This is a genomic window from Rhodococcus baikonurensis, from assembly GCF_040489275.1.
Lineage (GTDB): Bacteria > Actinomycetota > Actinomycetes > Mycobacteriales > Mycobacteriaceae > Rhodococcus_F > Rhodococcus_F baikonurensis.
Window position 1 is genome coordinate 1 of record NZ_JBEUOQ010000024.1, and the last position, 18,916, is coordinate 18,916.

An 18,916-nucleotide genomic window follows, 5' to 3' on the forward strand; every position below is an offset into this window, starting at 1 on the left:
GGGGAAAAACAACTGGCCGCCACCGGGGAGAACCCGTGGCCACCAGCGGGGAGAACTACTGGCCGCCTACGGGGAGAACTTCGTGGCCATTGACATGCAACTCGCCAATTCGCTGCTGATAGGTAGATGTCAACGGTATTGGCATCACTCCACCTGTGCCACCACCTGGAAAGACCGCCGTCCATGTCACCACGAAATTGCTTGTCACGCTGAGATTGTGGACTCCGCCAGGCTCCGTCTCTGAGCTGCGCTCAATTCGATGTCCACAAGTCGGAGAGGGCATTCCACTTGGCGGGGTCATCGGACTCGCATCGACTGCGTCGGTGTAAGGAGTAAACGGCAAGAGCGCACCCGCACAAAAGGTGGGCGCGGAACGATCGCCCCAATTTACGAGCACTCCAGAATTTACTGCGTTCGCGGTGACTGTGACGACGCCGGCGGTTGCGACCCTGTTTACGGGCCCGATTTGAGCGGGTCTCGTCGATGCTCCGTTGGGGCAGAAATAGATCCACGCCTCGCGCCCTACGAGACCGGTTCGGCCGCCAGGAGAATTTGCAGGCTCGGGTGTCATGCACATCTCAGGCTTCTCCAACTGCATCGCGGTGACAGCCATCGACACGGTATTCATGATCTCCGCCATCGACGGTGGTGTCGGAGGAACATCAATCCCTGGTGCGGCTGGCGCAGCGTCACAGTTGTTTCGGAGATTGCTGCAGCTGCGACGTTCAAGTACAGCCGGTCCATTATTCGCTGCAGCGGCGGCACCACCGCCGCTCGTCCCTGCACCACCACCGCCACCACCGGCGTTGCCCGCGCCACCAGCATTACCGGCCCCGCCACCGCCGCCCGAGGGCGCGCTGATGTAACCACCACCGACAGTGACGTTCGCGCCACCAGGCGTTACGAACACATCGGAGCCGGCCCCTCCCACACCGGGCTGGGCGAATGAGGACTGACTACCGCCCGTAACCACCACTCCGCAAACGAGTGCCGCAGTGACGAATGCTCTCATTGCTAGCCGCATGATGACACCTTCTCAACTGTTTGACTTGTAACCCGCCAGCCATTCGCGTCTGGCCACTCAGGGTTTCGGACAGTGATCGCGGTGGACTCGAACTGCCCACGGTCGGGCTTCATTGCACTGGTTCCGTCCTGGTATTTGTTCTCCCAACCCGAGATATCCGTGCAAGCTTGCACATGTACCCACGCCGGCTCGGTCCTAGGCTTTCCGTTCTCGTCAACAGGAACCTCGAGATCCGAAACCGAGGAATTGACAACAGTTATCGCTCCAGTACTGGTGATTCCTTGCGAACGCCGGAGAGTGATGTTTCCGACCTGTCCCGACAGGACCGGATCTGCAGCAACAGTGCTGATCGCATCTGTCGATGCGGCGGGATCTGCTTCTACACTCCCCAACAGCGCGTAGTAGTCGTTCACCTTGGCGAGCGCCTGGGCACGTGCTTGTTCATCTGGTGTCTTGGCTGTGGCTGTGCCGTCTGGGCCACCGAATGCGGGGTCTGCGGTGGAGGTGAGGGTGACGTTGGGGTCGTCGGTTTTGTCGGAACAGGCTGCGACGGCGGCTAGTAGGGCTGCGGCGGCGAGGGCTGCTGCTGTGGTTCGTCGGATTGTGTTGTGGGTCATGTTGTTGTCTCCTAGAAGCTTCCGGCGCTGCAGGGGGTTCCGGGTTGTGTGTAGTCGGCTGTGACTCTCCATCCTGCTGGGTCGGGCCACGCGGTGTTGGTCAGGATCGGTTTTCCGAGTTCGAGTTTGTCGACAGGTTTGCTGATGCAGACGTCCATTTGGAGGGTGGCTGTTCCTGCGGTTGGGGCGCCGTTTTCGTCGATGGGGATGTCGTGTTTGGTGATCACGTTTTTGAGTACTTTGAGATCGTTTGGTGGCGTGGGGTTTCCGTTGCGGCTGGTTGTGATCTCTTTTTTGGTTCTGTCGAGGAAGCGTCCGGCTGCGACGGTATCGAGTTCGGAGAGTGGGGCGGTGGGGTCGGAGTTCAATCGTGCGAGCACGGTGTAGTACTCGCCGATCTTCGCGAGGGCGCCTTCTCCTGCTTGTTGTTCGGGTGATTTTCCCGATCCTGGGGGGCCGGTGAAGGTGGGGCCGTTGTTGGTGTCGAGGGTGCCGGGCTCGGGGCTGAGGATGCTGCAGCTTGCGGTCAGGCATGCCGCCGCGGCGAGGGTGAAGACGGCTGCGAGGCGGCGGTTCATGATGCGGCTCCGATTCGATAGTCGGTGGTGGTGTCGAGCTGTCTGAGGAGTTCGTTGGTTTCGGGGTGTGCGTCGACTTGCAGTTCGTCGAGTTCGCTTTTGAGGGTGTCGATGAGGGTTTGGGTGGTTTCGACGTCTCCGGAGAAGTGGGTGGCGATGATGGCCGCTCGCCAGCAGCCTTCGTGGGCACTGTCGACTGTGAGGCCGGTCTGGGCTGCTTTTCCTGCTGCGTCGAGGTCCTGGGTGACTTGTTCGCCGCGGATGTAGCGGCCGGCGAGTTCTTCTGCGACGTCGGTGATTGCGGAGATCATTTCTTGCTTTGTGTGATCTGCCCATCGGTATGCGGTGGGGTCGTCGCTGGTGAAGGGTTGACCGGTTACCAGTGTGAGTGCGGCTTGGAGGCGTTCGGTTGTCGTCGTGGCTGGGTGTGCGTCGACGAGGTGGTTCCAGTAGTCCCAGTCTGTGGTTACTGAGGGGTGCAGGCGGAGTGGTGTTCGGCCGGTTTTGTCTCCGGATTTGATGAGCGCTGCGTCTCCGGTGTCGGTGTCTCCCATCCAGCTGCGTAGTCGTGTGACTGCTTGGTTGCGGCGGCTGCGGAGCCGTACCTTTGCTGTTTTCGCTTCTGCTTCAGTGCTGGCCGTGTTGACGAGTTCGACGTCGTGGGGCCACATTTTTGCGGTGAGTTCAGTTGCGGGTACGCCGTCGTCGCTGAATGCGAGTAGGGCGGCGATTTCGGTGAGGCTTCGTGAGTTTTCGCGGTCCGTTGAGCCTGGGGTGAGTGGGGTGAGGGTGGGTTCTCCGAGGACGCGGATCCAGATGTGTGGGGTTGTGGGGACGTCAGGCTCGGACGCGGTGGTCTCGGTTTCGGTGTCACCGACTGTCTCGGAGTTGTTTTCCTCGAATACGTTGTCGTCGTTGCGAACTACCGTGAACGCCGCAGGGTCGGCGCTGGTGATGAGGTTTTCGGTCGTGATGTCGAAGTCGAGACGTGCCCCCTCCCAACCGAAGTCCCCGAAGTCTGCAGCCTGGGGTTCGGCAGCTGGGGAAGGATCATGTGTGGTGGTGGCGTACAGACTGACGATGCTGTCGTAGCTGGTTTCGTCGAGTGTTGTGACAGTGAGCTGTGCTGATGCGATACCTGGGCGGACCAGTGTTGCGGTGCCGTCGTCGGCGACGTCGAGTGTCCAGTCGGAGCGAGTGTTCGAGTTCTGTGTCGTGACTGCGGCGAACGCGATCCGCGGTGCGTTCTGGGCGATTGCGGCGAGGATTTCTGTTTGTTCAGCTGTCAGCGGGTCGGAGATGAGGACGATTTCCGGAGCGGTCAGCTCGCTGGTTTCGTACACGCTCCGTGCGTGTGCGATGGATTCGATGTCGTTCTCGTCGAGGATGTCGGCGTCGCGTTCGAGGTGGCGGGCCAAGCGCGTCAACACCTCGTCGGTGTTGTCTGAGTGCGTGATTCGGCCGGTGTTCACTGCGTCTGCGAGGTCGCTGCAGTATCCGACGACGTTGAGGTGGAGGGAATCGGCTAGGGGGGATACGGCGAGCTCGACGGCCATCGCGCGCAGCACGTTTGCGGTGGCGGTGGGTGTGCCGGTGATGGAGAGGTGCCCGATTTCCTCCAGATTGAGCATGAGTTCTCGTCCGTCGTCGCTGGTTCCCATTGCGGTTAGGGCTGGGTATGGGCTGACGTCGATGTCCGGGGTGGAGCGAGGGAACGTCCGTGGGTCGACCATCCACGTGTCGTCGTCTGATTGCATCCAGGGTTGGGGCAGGGAGATTTCCTCGAGTAGTCCGAGTTCGATGGTGTCGTCGCCGATGAAGACTGCGAGCAGTCTGGGGATGGGGGTTTCGTTTGTTCGGCAGTGCTGTGCGAGGTTCCGCAGTGCGGTGTCGACGTGAGCGGTGGTCAGTGGATCGACGGCGGCGGTCAGTGCTTGTTCGGCGAGGATTGCTTCTTTGGCGGGTAGGGCGATGCGTTCGCCGCGGCGGCGGCGGTGCTGTTGTTGTCGGCGGCGTAGTGCGAGGTGGCCGGTTAGGCCGGCGGCGGCGAGCGCGGAGATGCCGAGGGCGATGTAGACGATGTCGGATGAGTTGGTGGAGTCGTCTTCTGTGTCGGCGGTGATCGCGGGTGCAGGTGCATCAGGAGTCAGATTTGCGGGCATCTGAGGTTCGGCGGGGTCGAGTTGCCAGGTCGGTGTTGCGGCAACTTCTGGGAGGGGCTGCGGTGCAGGGTCGGGTGCCTGCGTCTGGGGGGTTTGTTCGGGTGCCACCGCCGGCGCAGGTACGGCCGCCGGCTGGGGTGCTGCCTCCGCTGCCGGCGCAGGTGTTTGGGCGGACGCGGACGGAATGATCAATTGCTGTCCGACTGTGATCAGGTCTCCGGCTGGCGCCCCGTCCGCAGTGGTGATCTCAGAGAAGCGCACAGGGTCGCCGAGCTCTCGGTCGGCGATGTCCCAGAGTGTGTCTCCAGCTTGGACGGTGTAGGCGCCTTGTACGACGTCCTGGGCTGTCGCGGGGAGTTGCAGCGTCATTCCCTCTGCGAGGAATCCTGCTTCGGGCACAACGTCTTTGTTCAGTTCGAGCAGTTCGGTGAACAACCTTCCGTCGCCGAGGTGAGTGTGGGCGAGTCCCCACAGGGTGTCTCCGCGGACGGTGGTCACGGTCGGGCCGGCGGGTTGGACTGCGGGCCGTGCAGCGCGGGGGTCCATCTGAGTGTGGGCGGGGCCGCTTGGGTCTTGTTGTGCGGAGATCGGTGCGTAGGGCGCGGGTGATGCGCTGTCCGCTGGTTGCGAGAGTGCGGGTGTTGCGGTTGCGGTGCCGGCTGTCAGCAGGAGAAGTGCACCACTGACGAGGAATGTCGCCGTTTTCTGTTGCGACCCGAGTAGCCGGATCTTCGGTGCCTTGACGCCCCGGAGTGTGGCTGCGAGTTCGACGAGGATCGGGAGGGTGAATGTCGCCCAGGCGGCCCAGCCGACGAGGGGCAGGAGTGCGACGAGGAGGCTGCCGTCGTCGGGGCTGGAGAGCAGACTTTCGAAATCCGAGAAGGGGATGTCGAGAGGATTTCCGCGCAATGCCCATAGTGCTGCGGGGATCCCTGCCACGAGCAGAAGCAGGATGAGGAGGTACCCGAGTCCTGCGAGGCGGGATCGGACTGTGCGAGTACTCATGGCCGGTACACCTCCCCTGCGTTGGTGCGGTTGAGGTTCACGGTTGCGCTGCCCGTGATCACTTTCGAACCAAGGGGTAAAAGCTTGTTGTCGTAGATGATGCGGGTGGTGATCAGCAATGTTCGAGGCCCGGTGGGGATGACCTCGCCCTCTACACCGGCGTCGGCGAGGTAGCGTTTCGCGGCCGCCACTGCGCGTACGGGGTCGACAACCGTATCGATGCCTCGCGCGCTGAGTGTTCCGACGATCTGCTGTCCGGACGCGCGGGCGGCGTCTTCGGCGACGTTGTCGGCGCGTTGAGCTGCGGTGTGCATTCCGCCGCCGTCGACGATGAGTCCCCACACGAAGAATATGAGGATGGGGGCGAGTATCACGGTCATCAGGGTCACGGAACCCTTGTCGCGTTCTTCGGGGAGCCTGGAGGTGAGTCGCTTACGCAGGGCGGTGATCATCTGGTGCGCTCCCGGAATGTGTCGATGGGTGAGATTGCCGTGACCTCGATGGTTCGTCCTCCGCTGACGCCGGGCCATCCGAGGGCGTCGTAGGAGACTTCACAACTGACGGTGACTTCGACGGTGGCGGATACTCCTGGGCGAGTGCGGAATCCGGAGGTGTCCGCGCTGACGTTCATCGTCGTGCATTTGAGTCCTTGACCATCCATCGAGTCCAGGGCCGCTTGGTATGCGAGGGGGTTGGCTTGAGCGGCGGTACGTGAGAGTGATGCTGCTCGGGCGGCTTCTCCCGCGGCGTGCTCGACCTTCTGATGTGCCTGGCGGTTGATGCCGTACGCGTACATCCAACCGAGTAGGACGAGGAGGACGACGATCGCGAGGCACAACTCGATGGTTGCATCTCCTCGATCGTTTGAGCGGGCGCGATTGATCCACTGGTTCAGCTTCATCCGACACCTCCGGGATTGGTCACGCGCTCAGTGGGTTTGGTGTGGTCGACGGTGATAGCGAATTCCAGCCCCGGTACGAGGGTCGGGGACTTTCCGGTGATCGTGACGGTGCTTTCGCGGAGTGTCTTGTTCACCGACACGACCGGTGCTTGAAGGTCACCAGATCCGGATTTCGCGATGCACGCGTTCGCTGCAGCGAGCCCGAGCGCCTGGTTCCCTTGCTGGGAACGTGTGGCTTGCAATGCTTTTTCGGCGCAGGTGTTGGCGACGTCCCGTGCGTGGAAGAACAGGGCGGTTTGCAGCATTACGGAGAACATCATCAGGAAAGCGACCATCGCGATGACGGTGACGAGCGTGGTGGGCCCTCGGTCGTCGTGGCGCCACCGGTCGATCAGCTGTTCCAGTGTCATGACTGTCCGTTTCTCTGCGGTCCGGTTGGTGGGTCGGGTTAGGTGGCGAGATCTCTTTGGGCTGCGATTCTGCGTTTGGTTTCCACACGGTTGCGGACGAACACGGCAGAACATGTCACTGCGGCTACAAAGGCTATGGAGAGGGGGAATGCTGCGGCAAAGGTGCCGAAACGTGCTGCACGGGAGGTGTTTTCGTCGGTAATCAGGTCGGTTGCCAGGAACGGCAGGACGATTATCATGATTGCCGCAGCCATGGGGGCGTAAATGAACGCCATGGAGTGGTCATCGATGATGGTTTCTATCGCCAGCAAGAGAGCCATCGTGACGAGCAGTACGCCGACTGTGATGATCATCGTCGTTTCCTTCACTTTTCTGTGGGTTGGCGCGCGGTTATCTGCGCCGCTTGATGTCAAACCAAATCGCTTCGCCGACGAAGCGGAAACCGTGAAGAGCCACTACTCCGAGTGCGGCGAGACCAAGCACGGTCAGAGATGTTTGCCACCGGCCGAACAACACAGCGGTCAGAAGCAGCACGTACTGCCCCCATAGGCACCAGAGGAACATGTTCTCCATCCGCAGGACCCAGTCTTTGAAGATGAGCCGAACACCGAGTATCAGGAGGCATGCAACTGCTATACCGACAAAAATCGCTTTCGTGGTTGACAACTCAAATGACAACGCGAACATTGATGACTCCTTCCCGCAGATTGGTTGCGCGAGGGGCAGAAGAAGGGGTTTCCGACCCTCAGGGTTGCCATCGATGAGCCGAGCGCTGGAACGCTACGTTGCACTCCAGCGCCCGGCGCGATCGATAGAGCCATGTGTTTTGCTCCTCCACCCGAACTGCGTTGTGCAGTGTCAGTCGGGGATGGAGTCGGCGCGGGACTGGATCTTCTGGACGACTACGGCGCCGGCAGCGATGGCCGCGACGGCGACGATTCCGGCCATGATGACGTATTCGAGGGTGGACGGGCCGCGGTCCGAGCCCTTACCGCCTGCACGCTGCAGGAGGCTTCCTGCGAGTGCGGCGACGAACATCATCGTGAGTGTGAGGTAGGAGGTGATGGCGGCGCGGGTTGCGCGGCGGGTGGTGGTGATGGCTTTGGTGGTCATGGTGTGCTCCTTGTTGGTGTGCTGGATGTGTAGCAGTTGTCCTGGACTGGATGAGTCCGGTCGATGAGTCCTTCTTCGTTTTGCCTGTTCAGAGGGATTTCCTTTCGTGGGTTTGGTTAGCCGCTGATGACGGAAACCGCCGGGATCAGGAGTAGTGCCATGAACAGGCCGGCGAGGCCGGCAAGGGGCATGGCGAGCTTCTCCGTCGCCTCGACGGCGGCGGACTGTTCAGCGGAGGTTTGTGCGGAGCGCAGGCTGGCGGCTTTGGCTCGCAGTGAGGTGTAGACGCTGGCGCCTTTGTCACCGGTCATCGTCATGATGTCTGCGAGGTCGCCGAGTTCTGCGAGTCCGAGCTGCTGCGAGACGCGTGTGAGAGCACTCCAGGGCGCTTCGCCGGAGCGGCCCGCTTCGTAGAGTTCCTCGTCGAGTCGGAGGAACACCCAGCTGTCGCCGACTTGGGCGGCGATCTCGAGGGATTGCGTGGATCCGACTCCGCCTCGTCGGCATAGCGCGACGAGGTCGATGTAGGAGCTGAGAGCCTGTGCGAATTCGGCGCGAGCGGCAGCTGCGCGTCGACGGATGTCGATGTCGGGAATCATGAAGAGGAAGACGGCGGTCGCGAGTGAGAGGATCGCCGGCATCGACCATGCCAATCCCAGTCCGAACGCTGTCAGGACCAGGTTGAGTATCGGGAAGATCAGCAGGCCGAAGAACGCTGCGACAAGTTTTTCGCCAAGTACGTGCGCCGGATCTTTGTGCAGCAGTGAGAGGTCCGCTGTGGGGAGGGTGAGGAATCGGCTGTCTTGTAGGTAGGGGTGTACGCGCAGGCCGAGCCTGTTGGCGAGCCCGTCGACGAGTGATGTCCCTGCGGTGTTTGCCTTTTCCGGCGCGGGTCCGGACATTCTGGACATCACGTCGGTGAGGGCGGGTTGGGCTCGCAGGAAGTACAGGGCCACGAGGTAGATGCCGATTGTGCCGACGCTGGTGTAGACGATGATCGTCATGGTGATGCTCATCGCTGCGCTCCTACGAGGTCAGTGCGTTCGACGCGGTCGTTGGTTCCGATGAACCGCGGGTAGACCGGCGGCTTGGTGGCTTGTTTCATCCAGTACAGGTCCGCCGCGAAGAGCGTCAGCAGGATCAGTAGGACGATCTGCATTCCGCCTGAACGGTAGGGCTCCATGAAGTTTGTGAAGGCGAACGCTGCGGCGAGGACGGCGATGGTGATGATGGTGACCCATTTGGCTTGTGTTCGAGTCGATTTGCGGTCCGCTTCGATGCGGCGGCGGCGGGCGACGGTGTCGCCTACGTCTTCGGCGAGGCCTTCGAGGACGTTGGCCAGGCCGACACCACGCAGTTGCATGGCGAGAAGGAGGGCGCCGCAGATCTTGTCACCGACGCTGTCGTTGAGGTCGGATGCGAATCGTGTGACCGCTTCGGCGGGTGGGACATTGTTGCGGAGCCTGTTGATGAAGGCGGTGATCTCGTCTTTCAGCGTTTCTGGGATGGGGGTCGAGATGATGGTGTGTTCGATTCCGGAGCCGGCTCGCATGCTGCTCGACAAGTTGCGTGTCCATTCGTCCATCGAGGACAAGCGACTGATCTGGTGTTCGGCTTCCGGTCGACTCAGGAGGTAGGGCAGACCCACGAGAAGGGCGGGGACGAGGAAGAGCGTGAAGAGCCATCCGCTCAGGTAGTAGACGGTGGCGCCTGCGCCTATTCCGACGGCCAGGAGAAGTTGGGTGGTGCCCGATAGTTTTGCTCGTTCGCCCTTTCGGCGGCGCTGGCGAGTGGGGGCTGTGGGGTCGCGGCGGTCCCTCCACCCCACGACGAGGCAGCCGACTCCTGCGCAGAGCAGCAGGACGAGGAAGACGCCGATTTGTTGGTACATGATCATGCAGCTCCTTCGTCGTCGAACAGATCGCGTTCTTCGTCGAAACTCCGAAGAGTGCCGGGAGGGAGGTCCACTTTCTTGAATCCGCCGGCGAGGAGCTTGCGTAGCATCGGCTGCGGGATGCTGCCGAATACGCCTGTGCCGTCGGAGTATCCGCGGTAGATGTTGGAAAAGCTGGGTAGCTTGTCGGTGTCGCCAGGTTCGACGTAGACGACTTCGGAGACGTATCGGACTGCGGTTGTGGTGCCTTCGCGGCTGACCCTGACCTTCGTCGCCAGCTGAACGATCACGTCGACGTGTTCGGCGAGTTGCCGCTCGATGTATTCCGCTGACGCGTTCATCGGCGGCTCTTGGGCGAGGTTGGCGAGTCGGTCGATGACACCGCGTGCGGTGTAAGCGTGGGTGGTGAAAATTCCGCCATTGGCCGTTTGGAGGGCCTTGACCAGAGCGAGGATCTCGAGGCCTGCGATTTCACCGACTACGAGGAAGTCGAGTCCCTGGCGGACGAACTCGTAGAGAATTGCGCTCAGACTGAAGCCGCCGGCGAGTTGTCCGTCTGCGCCGCGTTCACCGCCGCCCATGATCATTTCTGCATCGACGATGAAGTCTCGACGGCCTGGGAGTTCGTCGAGGAAGAGTTCTCGTTCGGTTTCGGCGACTCCGATTCGTGTCTGGATGGGGAGTGCGTTGGCCAGGGCGCGGGCGAATGTCGTTTTGCCGTAGCCCATTCCGCCGCCGACTCCGGTCGATGCTCTTCCTCGGATGGCGCACCCGAGCATGTGTGCAAGTTCTGGGGGCATCATGAGGTGGTCGAGTGAGAGTTGTTCGAGGGTGATGTTGGTCAGGCGGTGGATGCGGATTGCGACAGAGGGCCGGATGGTGGTGTATCCGAGGACCGAAAGTCGGTGGTTGCCTTGCATGTTGAGCCGGAGGGAGGGATTGATCCTGGAGAAGGGCCTGCCGCCGTTGTCGGCTCTGGATGCGAGCAGACTCATCCATTCGAGGAGTTCGTCGCTGCTGTCGACGACGGAGTCTCTGGATTCGTAGTGTCCGTCGGGGTATTTGACGTACACGGCGTCGCCGTTGAGGTAGATATCTGTTATGTCGGGTTCTTCGACGAGGTCTTGCAGGGGTCCGAGGCGGAACTGTGCGTCGAAGATCGCCTTGATGAGGGCGTGTTCCTGGTTGAGATCGAAGGTTTCGCCTCCGGACCGGATCGTTTGTTGGACGTGGTTTTTCACCAGCCGGGTGATTGTTTCTCGCCCGTATTCGCGTTCTTCGTCTGCGGTGAAGGGAGCGACGATTTTCGTGTTCTTCGGATCGTTGAGCTCTCGGTCACGCTTGGTGCGGTGTTCGCGCAGCAGCTCGGCCGCTTCTCGCTGCAGGGTGCGGACGAGTTTTCGGTCGACTGGGATCTTCGGGGCCGCACTCCGCTGCGACTGTACGACCTCACCAGGGGCATTGTGCCGCGGCGCTGGCGGTAGGTCGTGAAGGTTGTTGGTGCGGAAGAAATCAGCGGTCTCTGCCGGCACCGGCACCACTGGTTCGGGGGCAGTCTGGGGCTGATCGGCGATTGGAAGCGTCGAGGAGAAGAACGGGAGATCGGTGATGTTCTTGTGCGTAGTCTGCGCTGTCTCGTCTGTCGTCATCGTCGGTCTCCTGTCATGGCGAGGCTGGACTTCCAGTCGGCCTGGTGGGTGGCCGCGAATTTTTCGATCTTCGGCCAGGTCGTTCGGTGCAGTGCACGCAGATACAGCGACCGACGGCGGCGCCACTTGGTCAACACCTCACCGTCGGAGAAAACCCGCGCGTCCTTCGAATCCGGGATGACCGCGATGACATCGAGTCCCGCGACCTTGGCTACTTCGTCTGCGTTGTACGGGGATTCGCCGATGAGGATCAGTCCGAGGCTTGCCGTGGACTGTGTAGCGGACAGTTGTTGACGCAATCCGTTGATCGACGCTCGCAGTGCTGCCAGTGCCGGACGAGTAGTGCGGGTGACGATGGCAATAGTCGTGGCATTGACGATCATTTCCACCGGTGAGCCGTGTTGTCCGATCCGGCCGGCGTCCACGATGACGTTGGCATCGTCGACCCCGAGTCCTGCGAGGTGGATTCCGAGTGGGCTCCAGACGGCGCGCATTGCGTCGACTTGAGCGGAATGTAGAAGGCCGGGGAGAACCGAGACCGTGGTGTCGGGGAAGGTGATCACCTCGGCGGCCAGCGCTGATTTGAGGCGTCCGTGACGGTTGGCGTCGACGAGGTTGATCAACGATTTGTCGTGGTAGCGGCCTCCGAGCAGGTATCCGGCGAGCACCGGCGAGGAGCCGATGGGGTCAGCTTCAACCAAGAGCGTGTTGCTACTCGGTGAATTCAAGGCCAGAGCTAATGCTGTCGTGGAGACCCCTGGCGCCCCGGATGCAGAGATGAGTGCGAGATACATCGATAGTCACCGCACTCGGTTGTCGAGGACGATGGACACGCGCTTCGTCGCGGCACGCGCCGCGACCCAATTCGCTTCAGCTTCCGGGACCAGCAGATTGAGAGTGGTTTCGCCCGCTTCCGCGATAACGGTCATCGAGTAGACCTGCGCCTTCGTGTTGACGGGTCCTGTGACGGGCGGATCGTCGCCCTCGCGGGGTGTGTCTACGACGCGGATCATGTCTCCGGGGACAATCGCTTCCGACGGTAGGTGTGGGTATCCCACGGTGATGCCGACCATCGTCAGGCCTTCCCCGGGTACTACCTGGTCGGTGACAGCTGCAGGCATCAATACGGATCCGGCCGGCAGACGCGTGCCGGCGCTCATGCCGATGACACGGCCGCGTTCACCTGCTGAGAGCGCACCCAGGTCCGCGTCGACGTTGACGGTCTTCACCGTGAGGTCCTTCGACTCGATGACTTGACCCTGTTGGACGTCGCGGGCGAGCACGAGGACATCCGTGGTGGCGCGCATAGCACTCACAGCGGCGAGCATCCCGATCACAGCGACGACGACAAGGGCAATGCCCACGGCCAAGTAGATCGGGCGTCGACGAACACGCGCACGGGTAGTCAGATCAGGTGGGCCATCCGGGTCTGCGCCGTTATGTGCTGGTGGTTTGTCACCGGACGAGCGGATGGAATCGATCTTTTTGGTCAGTAGGGATGCCATGTGTGGTGGTCCTTCACAGTGGACGAGTGGACGAGGTGGGCAGGTCGTACGGGGACAGTAGGACGGGACCTGGACTGGCTGGCGTCAACTGCGCTGCGGAACGGTTTGCTGCGGCTTTTCGGTGGCCGTAGGTTCGCCACAATTATTGTCAATCTTGGTGACAAATCTAAAAGCCAATCTGGGTGGCATATTAGAAGGGTTGCGGCATGGTGTCTAGCGATGGACGGACCAACCCGATGAGCCGCAACGTCCTGCGCGGCTTCGATAAAAAAGCATTCGCAGTTGCTCGCAAGGCAGCTGGCATGTCTCGTGGCGATCTCGCCCGCCTGGCTGACACGACGGCCGCGACCATCCACAATTGGGAGATCGGAGCCACGTCTCCTCAGATCGATTTCCTGGCCAGGGCTGCGAAAGTGTTGAACATCGAGATCGGCGATGTCGTCGTCACGGATCCTGAGCAGCGTTATCTGAGCGACTATCGGTGCTTGGTCGGACTTACCCAACCCCAGCTCGGCAAAGTGTGCGGGCTGACGACCACGACGATCACGCGCATCGAACGCGGTGAGATCGCCCTCACCGACAAAATCGCGGCCGCATTGACCGCAGCGTTGGGGATTTCTGAGGCGCAGGTGAAACGCGCGTATCTGAAGGCCAAGCATCGCCCGCCTGGAACGCCTGCCTGAGTCTCGCCGTACACGTGGCATGGCTATCCCCCTCTGGAGCAAACTCCGAGGTTCTCCCCGCCCCGGTGCCAGCTCGTTCTCCCTGCTGTTTCACTCTCCTGCCTGCCACGCAGCTGAGAGTCTTCTGTGAAACAGGACAGCAGGTTTGTGTGGCCGATACGAGGGTTGCCGGTACCACTAAAGAGTGTTACCTGCGAGTATTGACTTTTCGCCGCACGTTACTGATGAGTATTTGTCCCGTTACAGATGCCCGCGAAAGGTCATGCATGGACAACGTCCGCCCGCCCAACCTGGGCGATTACCTTCGCGCGTTGCGCACCAGATCCACGCCGCAGCAGCCGGGCGGTCTGACCAGGACTGAATTTGCCGCGAAACTGTACTGGAGCGTGAGCCATATCACGCAGGTCGAACGTAACGAATCTGCGCATCCTTCGGTCAAATTCCTCGAAGACGTTTCCCGAGTACTCAGCCTCGATCCGGCCCAGCGCCGACACCTGTACAACCTTGCTCGCCGCACTCAAACCGAACGGGAAACATCGACCACCCCGTGGACGATCGACCAGTACCGATCACTCGTCACACCCGAGATGCGCACGGTGATCACAGCGCTCAATCCACATTTGGTGGCCTACCTGGACGAGCGATGGAATGTCATCGAATGCAACGCTGCCTACGATCGCGCCTTTCCAGGACTTCTCGACGACGGCAATGTTTTGCGCTGGCTCTTCTCCACACCACAGTCCAAGCACGTCATGGCGGAGTGGGAAGCCGAGACAGCCTTGACGGTGAACTGGTTCCGCGCGTTGATGGGACGCTATTACAACCCTGAATGGGCAATCGAAACCCTGCAAGAACTGAGCCAGTTCCCCGCCTTTCGGCGCCTGTGGGACAAAGAGGACGTCCGATTCGGCCGGCATCAGCCATTCATGCACCTGCGCGATGCCGACACCGGCGAGGAATACCGCGTTCACGTCCAAGTACACACGGAAATGCGCGGCGACTACCCCGTCCAGATGTACTTAGGGGTACGAATCCCAGGAACGCAATAGCTGCTCGAACCTCTACAGCCAGCCGGTTTCGACCATCGTCACGAAAGCTGCGATGGTCTCGTTCACGGGCTGCGGGTGAGTCCAATTGGCCGCGTGACCTGCGCCGGGAATGGTGAGGACTGGAACTGCGAGCGGCAAATGGTCGTACAACTGTTTCGCTTTGGCCGCAGGCGCGGACATGTCGTGTTCACCGCGGACAATCAAGGCCGGCACCGCGATGGCACTCAGCCGGTCGACGACATCGTCGCGTTCGATCAAGCACTCCGCGGCCGGCCGAATCGCTCGACGATCGCTCGACGTCCACTTCTCGATCCACGGCGCCCACGACTCTCGTGAGTCTCCACCGATCAATTGCGGCGCCAGAGCTTCGACAAGCGGTTCGATCGGCGCATCGCTGCACCACTGATCGAACATGGCCCTGTATCCAGCCTTTTCGTCATCGGTGCAGGCAGATGCTTCGGTATCGAGCAGCAGCAGCGCTTGGACTCTCTCCGGAGCAAGCAAAGCAGTCCGCAGCGCGGTGTAGCCGCCCTGCGACATTCCGCCGACGATTGCTGTCTCGACTCCGAGGTCGTCGAGGACCGCGAGGGAGTCGCGAGCCAAATCCCAGTACGTGAATGCGGCACCGGGATCGGTTGTACGGCCGTGCCTGCGAGAGTCCCAGGCCACCACCCTGACCTTGCCTGCGAGGGCATCGATCTGCGGGGCGAACATCGACGAATCCATGAAGAATCCATGACCGAGCAGCAGAACGGGACCCGCTCCCCCACTGTCGGTGTAATAAATATCGGCGTCGGGCGTTCTCACGTTCGGCACGAACCTGATACTAGGGGTGACGCATTCCTTCGCCACCAGTGGCCGAGGGCGAGGACGCTGAGCGAACTGAAAGGGACACGCCCGCCTCATGCGACCGGCCCGGTGCGGCGTCCCGATGGGGAACCCGACCAGCGAGAGACGGGCTGTACCTTGAATGACCTCGTGCACCACGGGTGCGGGGCGGCTGTTTAGAAGAGATAGGGAAGCAGGAACGACGCCACGATCAGGAAGGCTCCGAGGACGACGAGAGCCGTGAGATTGCGTCTCATGCCCGCAGCCTTATCTTCGTAATACCACTTCTGGGCTAAAGCGTCGCGGCGCTCGTATTCCTCGAGTAAGTAGGAATCGCGATCGCTTGAAGGGCCTCCGCCGCTGAGAATGCGCACCAAATCGTAGCGATCGGGGCCGACGAAGCCGAGATCTTGGACTTCCCTGTCGTGGAACGATGCTGACGAGTCCGAATGTGCCATTTCAATACCTGACGCTTCCTGGTGTTCCGCAAGGCGGATTGTGACCGCGGATTCGATCCTGCTCATGTGCGAACGTGGATACGACAGTTCCTTGAGTTCCTGATGCGTACCCTAGAAATACGTTGCATTGGAACGTCTTTCGTAGGTGATGCAGTTCGGCTAGTCCGGGTTGCCGGGCAGTCCTTCAAACACGTCCGCTACCCGTGTTTGCAAATTCGGGGAGCTGACGTCAATCGACTGGATTTGGGCGCCGCCGATGAACGTCGCGCACACCTGATCGGACAATCGGTGGCTTGCGCCGCCGGCCCTTATCTCGCCAGCCTCGATGGAGCGGACAACCAATTCATCAATACTGTTACGCCACTTCCGGTATGCGCTCTTCCCCTCAGCGAGGGAGGGTTCTACAGTGAGAAGCAACCCAGCACGCAGACCAGGGTCGGCATCGATGCGGTGCGCCACCTCGCTGCAGAACCGCACCAACTGGCGGCAGGGGGAACCATCGCCAGGTTCTCCGAGAGCCGCATACTCCTCATCCACCATAGCGGACCATCGTTCGATAACCTGTTGTGCCAGTTCTTCTTTGGAGGGAAAGTGAAAGTATAGTGCACCTTTGGTGACGTTCCCGTTTTCAATGATGGCGTTGATGCTTGCCGCGGCGAATCCGCAAGCATCGAATTGGCGGGCAGCAGCGTCGACGATTTTCTCGCGAGTAATCTCCGACCGTTTTTGCCGTAGCTTTCCTTTGCCCGCGCGCCCGACGTCGGACGGGCTGGGCGAATGAATATGACCTGGACTCAACGGCTCTGATTGGACGATGGTTTCACGCATTCCCTCTCACTTTCAGCAGTGGCTTCTCGCTGCATCCTGCAGAAACAACGGAGGCGTTGGCAATCTGCCTATTGTCAGCATTGGTGCACGATTGTGCCGATCGGAGGCCCGCCTGAGCTGACTCTGTCCTCGTAACCCATTCTCCGATTGCAGTCAAAATCCAACTTTTGGACACCTCGCGGTCGACGTCCACTGCCGATGTCAGTGCCTCGAATGCCAGCGTGACGGCGACAGAGAAATCGGGGTGCGAAGTGTCCGTCGCTTCCAGCGCGATGTCGTTGACGGCAGAAAGTGCGAGGTGCAGCGCGTCCGCTGAGACCACCGCCGGGTCTTCTACCAGCACTGCAGTGGATTGGTATGCCGATATCCAACCCTGGGGGTCTAACGGATGCTGAGCGGAGGCGCGGCACATGCGGGCAACCTGCTCCAGTTCGGAGATGATCTGCTCGGTCAGGATCGGGCCGAGTCTGCCGGTCAGCCCCCACTGCGAGTCGAGGAGGTCCGCGAACCATTGCCAGCGCATCGATTCCGGTGCGTCATCGAGAGCGAGCTCGACTGTTCCGGCAGCAAGACACATCACGGCGTCGCCGGGTGTCATGGTGTTGAGTGCGGAGGCGAATGTCGTGTTCATGAGCAAGGTCCCGTCTGGGCTCTCAGGTCGAGACCGGAGATACCTGTATATGTAAGGAACGATCTATTCGTAATGCACTGTCCTGGCATGCTTTTCAGTTTTCAACGGAAATATTGCCGAGAATCGCTTCAGCCGCTATCAGCGATGTCGATCGGGCGCACGTATCCCTGCGGTTGATTCCCTCCGTCCGCCTTTCGCTGCGGCGGACCGCCAGCGTGGCCGTGAACGAATTCCTTCGTGCCGGTCCCTGAAAGGGGTCGACCGCGCAGCCGCGATGCCTGTGCGGGCGAAGGCGACAGCGACTGCGAGCACTGCTTTGCATCGTTGAAATGTTGATCAACTCCGAACAATCGACCAGTAATATTGGGGCGCAACATGTCTCGAGTGGGTTGATGGCGAATGATTCGACCACCAGTTCCTACTCCGGGGCGCCGCTTACTCAGAGTGCGCGGCAGATGGCACGCAGGCCGGATCGGTGTCGCTCCATTCTTATGCCCTGACAGAGAATCAGGCAACAGAACTCGGCCGTTCCTCACGTCGAGCACGACCGTCGCGCGAGCGCTCGATGTCGCCTCTTCCGGCGATTCTTCGTCGAGCAAGATCGGCTCCAGCTGCTGGCCCGAGTGGGCCTCGACAGGAGGCAGTTCGTCAGATTCGTCACGAACAGCGAGGACTTCAGCGGTCGTTTCCTGCGGGCCACTCTCTTCTGTCGATGAATCGCTGTCGGCAGCTGCATCGCGCGCCAGTGCGCGCCGGTAGCGGCTCAATTCGGTGACTGCCGAGTCATATTTGATGGAAAGCGTTGCAGCGAGCTCGGCAGGAGACCAACCTTTCTCGAACGCAATGCGCACGATCTCGCGTCGCTCGCAGAAGCGCAGTGGCATCTGTTCTCCACCGAGCCGGCGAATCACGACTGCCTCGTCAACGGGAACAGCTCCCGCTCCCTGGCGTGGTTGAACTCGTTCCTGACTCCGTGCCTTGGGGTTGTCGATTTCGTCGTCATCCCATCCGAGTGGCGGTACGACGCCGGCGGCGCGGGATTGTTCACGAATTTCGGCGTCCGGGCCCGGGCGCATGGACAGCTCGTCGTAGATGCTGTCGATCGCCTTCCATAGGCCACTTGGGATGAGGCTCTTGGTCGGCATCCCGGTGACGACGTTGATGTCGACGCCGAGACGCGCTGCCAAGAGTTCGTCTCCATAGCCCATTGCATTGAGTGCGCGTAGGCGCCGGTGCGCTCCCACTGCGGGGGTGAGATCGCGGCCGCGGCTGGGGTGGAAGGTGATGGAAAGTACGGCGTCGACGACACGTTGGGGTGCTGACGTCGTGGACGTCTTGCGCAACGCCCGGATGGTTGCGATGGGCAGTGTTGCGAGTTGAGCGATCAGCTCGGTTGTCATTCCCGCGCACATCAGAGCATTGAGGTGGTAGCGAACGTTTGCGAGGTCGACTGATGTATCGACGTGACGGGCAGGTGTCCAAGCCTGCCCGTCACGTCCCCCTGAACCCGATTGTCGCGATGTCTGGAACCACCCGTCGTCGCGACTGGGTGTAGTAGACCGGGCGGGGATTCCGGCTGTT

The 18,916-nt window shown here is 61.1% G+C and carries 21 protein-coding genes; 2 read left to right on the forward strand and 19 right to left on the reverse strand.

Annotated features, from left to right (window positions below):
• Positions 1–1,014: 1,014 nt before the first annotated feature.
• The 14 genes from ABWI03_RS30975 to ABWI03_RS31040 all read right to left on the reverse strand — a co-directional run bounded on the left by ABWI03_RS30975 (position 1,015) and on the right by ABWI03_RS31040 (position 12,858).
• Positions 1,015–1,641, reverse strand: a complete 627-nt coding sequence (locus ABWI03_RS30975) for a hypothetical protein (protein WP_003944273.1) — start codon at positions 1,639–1,641, stop codon at positions 1,015–1,017.
• Between the two features lie 11 nt (positions 1,642–1,652).
• Complete coding sequence (locus tag ABWI03_RS30980; RefSeq protein WP_003944285.1) at positions 1,653–2,219, reverse strand: hypothetical protein; 567 nt, start codon at positions 2,217–2,219, stop codon at positions 1,653–1,655.
• Complete coding sequence (locus ABWI03_RS30985; protein ID WP_209922970.1) at positions 2,216–5,386, reverse strand: LysM peptidoglycan-binding domain-containing protein; 3,171 nt, start codon at positions 5,384–5,386, stop codon at positions 2,216–2,218. The genes ABWI03_RS30980 and ABWI03_RS30985 overlap by 4 nt, the downstream gene beginning before the upstream one ends.
• Entirely contained in the window at positions 5,383–5,838 is a 456-nt protein-coding gene (locus ABWI03_RS30990; protein ID WP_003944242.1) for a TadE/TadG family type IV pilus assembly protein, read from the reverse strand. Before ABWI03_RS30990 ends, ABWI03_RS30985 begins: the two co-directional genes overlap by 4 nt.
• Positions 5,835–6,287, reverse strand: coding sequence for a pilus assembly protein TadG-related protein (locus ABWI03_RS30995; protein ID WP_003944245.1), 453 nt, complete (start codon positions 6,285–6,287; stop codon positions 5,835–5,837). Before ABWI03_RS30995 ends, ABWI03_RS30990 begins: the two co-directional genes overlap by 4 nt.
• Positions 6,284–6,697 (reverse strand): hypothetical protein, encoded by a 414-nt coding sequence (locus ABWI03_RS31000; RefSeq protein ID WP_003944251.1) that lies wholly within the window; start codon positions 6,695–6,697, stop codon positions 6,284–6,286. Before ABWI03_RS31000 ends, ABWI03_RS30995 begins: the two co-directional genes overlap by 4 nt.
• A 38-nt stretch (positions 6,698–6,735) precedes the next feature.
• Positions 6,736–7,050, reverse strand: coding sequence for a hypothetical protein (locus ABWI03_RS31005; protein ID WP_209922972.1), 315 nt, complete (start codon positions 7,048–7,050; stop codon positions 6,736–6,738).
• A 37-nt stretch (positions 7,051–7,087) separates the two neighbouring features.
• Positions 7,088–7,384 carry a hypothetical protein gene (locus tag ABWI03_RS31010; protein ID WP_003944231.1) on the reverse strand — a complete coding sequence of 99 codons (297 nt, stop codon included), beginning with the start codon at positions 7,382–7,384 and terminating at the stop codon, positions 7,088–7,090.
• Positions 7,385–7,555: 171 nt separating this feature from the next.
• Positions 7,556–7,810, reverse strand: coding sequence for a hypothetical protein (locus ABWI03_RS31015; protein WP_003944212.1), 255 nt, complete (start codon positions 7,808–7,810; stop codon positions 7,556–7,558).
• Between the two features lie 116 nt (positions 7,811–7,926).
• A complete protein-coding gene (locus tag ABWI03_RS31020; protein ID WP_003944267.1) occupies positions 7,927–8,826 on the reverse strand; it encodes a type II secretion system F family protein in 900 nt (299 codons plus the stop codon).
• A complete protein-coding gene (locus tag ABWI03_RS31025; RefSeq protein WP_037131449.1) occupies positions 8,823–9,701 on the reverse strand; it encodes a type II secretion system F family protein in 879 nt (292 codons plus the stop codon). The genes ABWI03_RS31020 and ABWI03_RS31025 overlap by 4 nt, the downstream gene beginning before the upstream one ends.
• Positions 9,702–9,703: 2 nt before the next feature.
• A complete protein-coding gene (locus ABWI03_RS31030; protein WP_209922974.1) occupies positions 9,704–11,353 on the reverse strand; it encodes an ATPase, T2SS/T4P/T4SS family in 1,650 nt (549 codons plus the stop codon).
• The gene (locus ABWI03_RS31035) at positions 11,350–12,054 is read right to left on the reverse strand and encodes a hypothetical protein (RefSeq protein WP_238704744.1); all 705 of its coding nucleotides are present in this window, start codon (positions 12,052–12,054) and stop codon (positions 11,350–11,352) included. Before ABWI03_RS31035 ends, ABWI03_RS31030 begins: the two co-directional genes overlap by 4 nt.
• A gap of 99 nt (positions 12,055–12,153) precedes the next feature.
• The gene (locus tag ABWI03_RS31040) at positions 12,154–12,858 is read right to left on the reverse strand and encodes an SAF domain-containing protein (protein WP_003944215.1); all 705 of its coding nucleotides are present in this window, start codon (positions 12,856–12,858) and stop codon (positions 12,154–12,156) included.
• Positions 12,859–13,094: 236 nt separating this feature from the next.
• Here ABWI03_RS31040 and ABWI03_RS31045 point away from each other — a divergent pair, with 236 nt between their 5' ends.
• On the forward strand, positions 13,095–13,541 hold the full coding sequence (locus ABWI03_RS31045; RefSeq protein WP_003944235.1) for a helix-turn-helix transcriptional regulator: 447 nt from the start codon (positions 13,095–13,097) through the stop codon (positions 13,539–13,541).
• A gap of 266 nt (positions 13,542–13,807) precedes the next feature.
• A complete protein-coding gene (locus ABWI03_RS31050) occupies positions 13,808–14,590 on the forward strand; it encodes a helix-turn-helix domain-containing protein (protein WP_003944262.1) in 783 nt (260 codons plus the stop codon).
• A 12-nt stretch (positions 14,591–14,602) separates the two neighbouring features.
• Here the strand turns inward: ABWI03_RS31050 and ABWI03_RS31055 are convergent, their stop codons facing one another.
• From ABWI03_RS31055 to ABWI03_RS31075, 5 genes are all read right to left on the reverse strand, one after another.
• Positions 14,603–15,406, reverse strand: coding sequence for an alpha/beta fold hydrolase (locus ABWI03_RS31055; RefSeq protein ID WP_209922976.1), 804 nt, complete (start codon positions 15,404–15,406; stop codon positions 14,603–14,605).
• Between the two features lie 188 nt (positions 15,407–15,594).
• Positions 15,595–15,942, reverse strand: a complete 348-nt coding sequence (locus ABWI03_RS31060; protein ID WP_037131408.1) for a hypothetical protein — start codon at positions 15,940–15,942, stop codon at positions 15,595–15,597.
• A gap of 93 nt (positions 15,943–16,035) precedes the next feature.
• Positions 16,036–16,704 (reverse strand): TetR family transcriptional regulator, encoded by a 669-nt coding sequence (locus tag ABWI03_RS31065; protein ID WP_050794059.1) that lies wholly within the window; start codon positions 16,702–16,704, stop codon positions 16,036–16,038.
• On the reverse strand, positions 16,697–17,335 hold the full coding sequence (locus tag ABWI03_RS31070) for a hypothetical protein (RefSeq protein WP_003944274.1): 639 nt from the start codon (positions 17,333–17,335) through the stop codon (positions 16,697–16,699). Before ABWI03_RS31070 ends, ABWI03_RS31065 begins: the two co-directional genes overlap by 8 nt.
• A 128-nt stretch (positions 17,336–17,463) precedes the next feature.
• Entirely contained in the window at positions 17,464–18,735 is a 1,272-nt protein-coding gene (locus ABWI03_RS31075; protein WP_232509006.1) for a hypothetical protein, read from the reverse strand.
• Between the last annotated feature and the right edge of the window lie 181 nt (positions 18,736–18,916).

Excerpts from the sequence above, each read along its gene's own strand:
- ABWI03_RS31065 (WP_050794059.1), bottom strand. The coding sequence starts at position 16,704 with ATGCGTGAAACCATCGTCCAATCAGAGCCGTTGAGTCCAGGTCATATT.
- ABWI03_RS31050 (WP_003944262.1), top strand. The coding sequence starts at position 13,808 with ATGGACAACGTCCGCCCGCCCAACCTGGGCGATTACCTTCGCGCGTTG.
- ABWI03_RS31020 (WP_003944267.1), bottom strand. The coding sequence starts at position 8,826 with ATGAGCATCACCATGACGATCATCGTCTACACCAGCGTCGGCACAATC.
- ABWI03_RS31075 (WP_232509006.1), bottom strand. The coding sequence starts at position 18,735 with ATGACAACCGAGCTGATCGCTCAACTCGCAACACTGCCCATCGCAACC.
- ABWI03_RS31025 (WP_037131449.1), bottom strand. The coding sequence starts at position 9,701 with ATGTACCAACAAATCGGCGTCTTCCTCGTCCTGCTGCTCTGCGCAGGA.
- ABWI03_RS31060 (WP_037131408.1), bottom strand. The coding sequence starts at position 15,942 with ATGAGCAGGATCGAATCCGCGGTCACAATCCGCCTTGCGGAACACCAG.
- ABWI03_RS31010 (WP_003944231.1), bottom strand. The coding sequence starts at position 7,384 with ATGTTCGCGTTGTCATTTGAGTTGTCAACCACGAAAGCGATTTTTGTC.
- ABWI03_RS31040 (WP_003944215.1), bottom strand. The coding sequence starts at position 12,858 with ATGGCATCCCTACTGACCAAAAAGATCGATTCCATCCGCTCGTCCGGT.
- ABWI03_RS31045 (WP_003944235.1), top strand. The coding sequence starts at position 13,095 with ATGAGCCGCAACGTCCTGCGCGGCTTCGATAAAAAAGCATTCGCAGTT.
- ABWI03_RS31070 (WP_003944274.1), bottom strand. The coding sequence starts at position 17,335 with ATGAACACGACATTCGCCTCCGCACTCAACACCATGACACCCGGCGAC.
- ABWI03_RS30990 (WP_003944242.1), bottom strand. The coding sequence starts at position 5,838 with ATGATCACCGCCCTGCGTAAGCGACTCACCTCCAGGCTCCCCGAAGAA.
- ABWI03_RS31015 (WP_003944212.1), bottom strand. The coding sequence starts at position 7,810 with ATGACCACCAAAGCCATCACCACCACCCGCCGCGCAACCCGCGCCGCC.
- ABWI03_RS31005 (WP_209922972.1), bottom strand. The coding sequence starts at position 7,050 with ATGATCATCACAGTCGGCGTACTGCTCGTCACGATGGCTCTCTTGCTG.
- ABWI03_RS31030 (WP_209922974.1), bottom strand. The coding sequence starts at position 11,353 with ATGACGACAGACGAGACAGCGCAGACTACGCACAAGAACATCACCGAT.
- ABWI03_RS30975 (WP_003944273.1), bottom strand. The coding sequence starts at position 1,641 with ATGACCCACAACACAATCCGACGAACCACAGCAGCAGCCCTCGCCGCC.
- ABWI03_RS30985 (WP_209922970.1), bottom strand. The coding sequence starts at position 5,386 with ATGAGTACTCGCACAGTCCGATCCCGCCTCGCAGGACTCGGGTACCTC.
- ABWI03_RS30995 (WP_003944245.1), bottom strand. The coding sequence starts at position 6,287 with ATGAAGCTGAACCAGTGGATCAATCGCGCCCGCTCAAACGATCGAGGA.
- ABWI03_RS30980 (WP_003944285.1), bottom strand. The coding sequence starts at position 2,219 with ATGAACCGCCGCCTCGCAGCCGTCTTCACCCTCGCCGCGGCGGCATGC.
- ABWI03_RS31000 (WP_003944251.1), bottom strand. The coding sequence starts at position 6,697 with ATGACACTGGAACAGCTGATCGACCGGTGGCGCCACGACGACCGAGGG.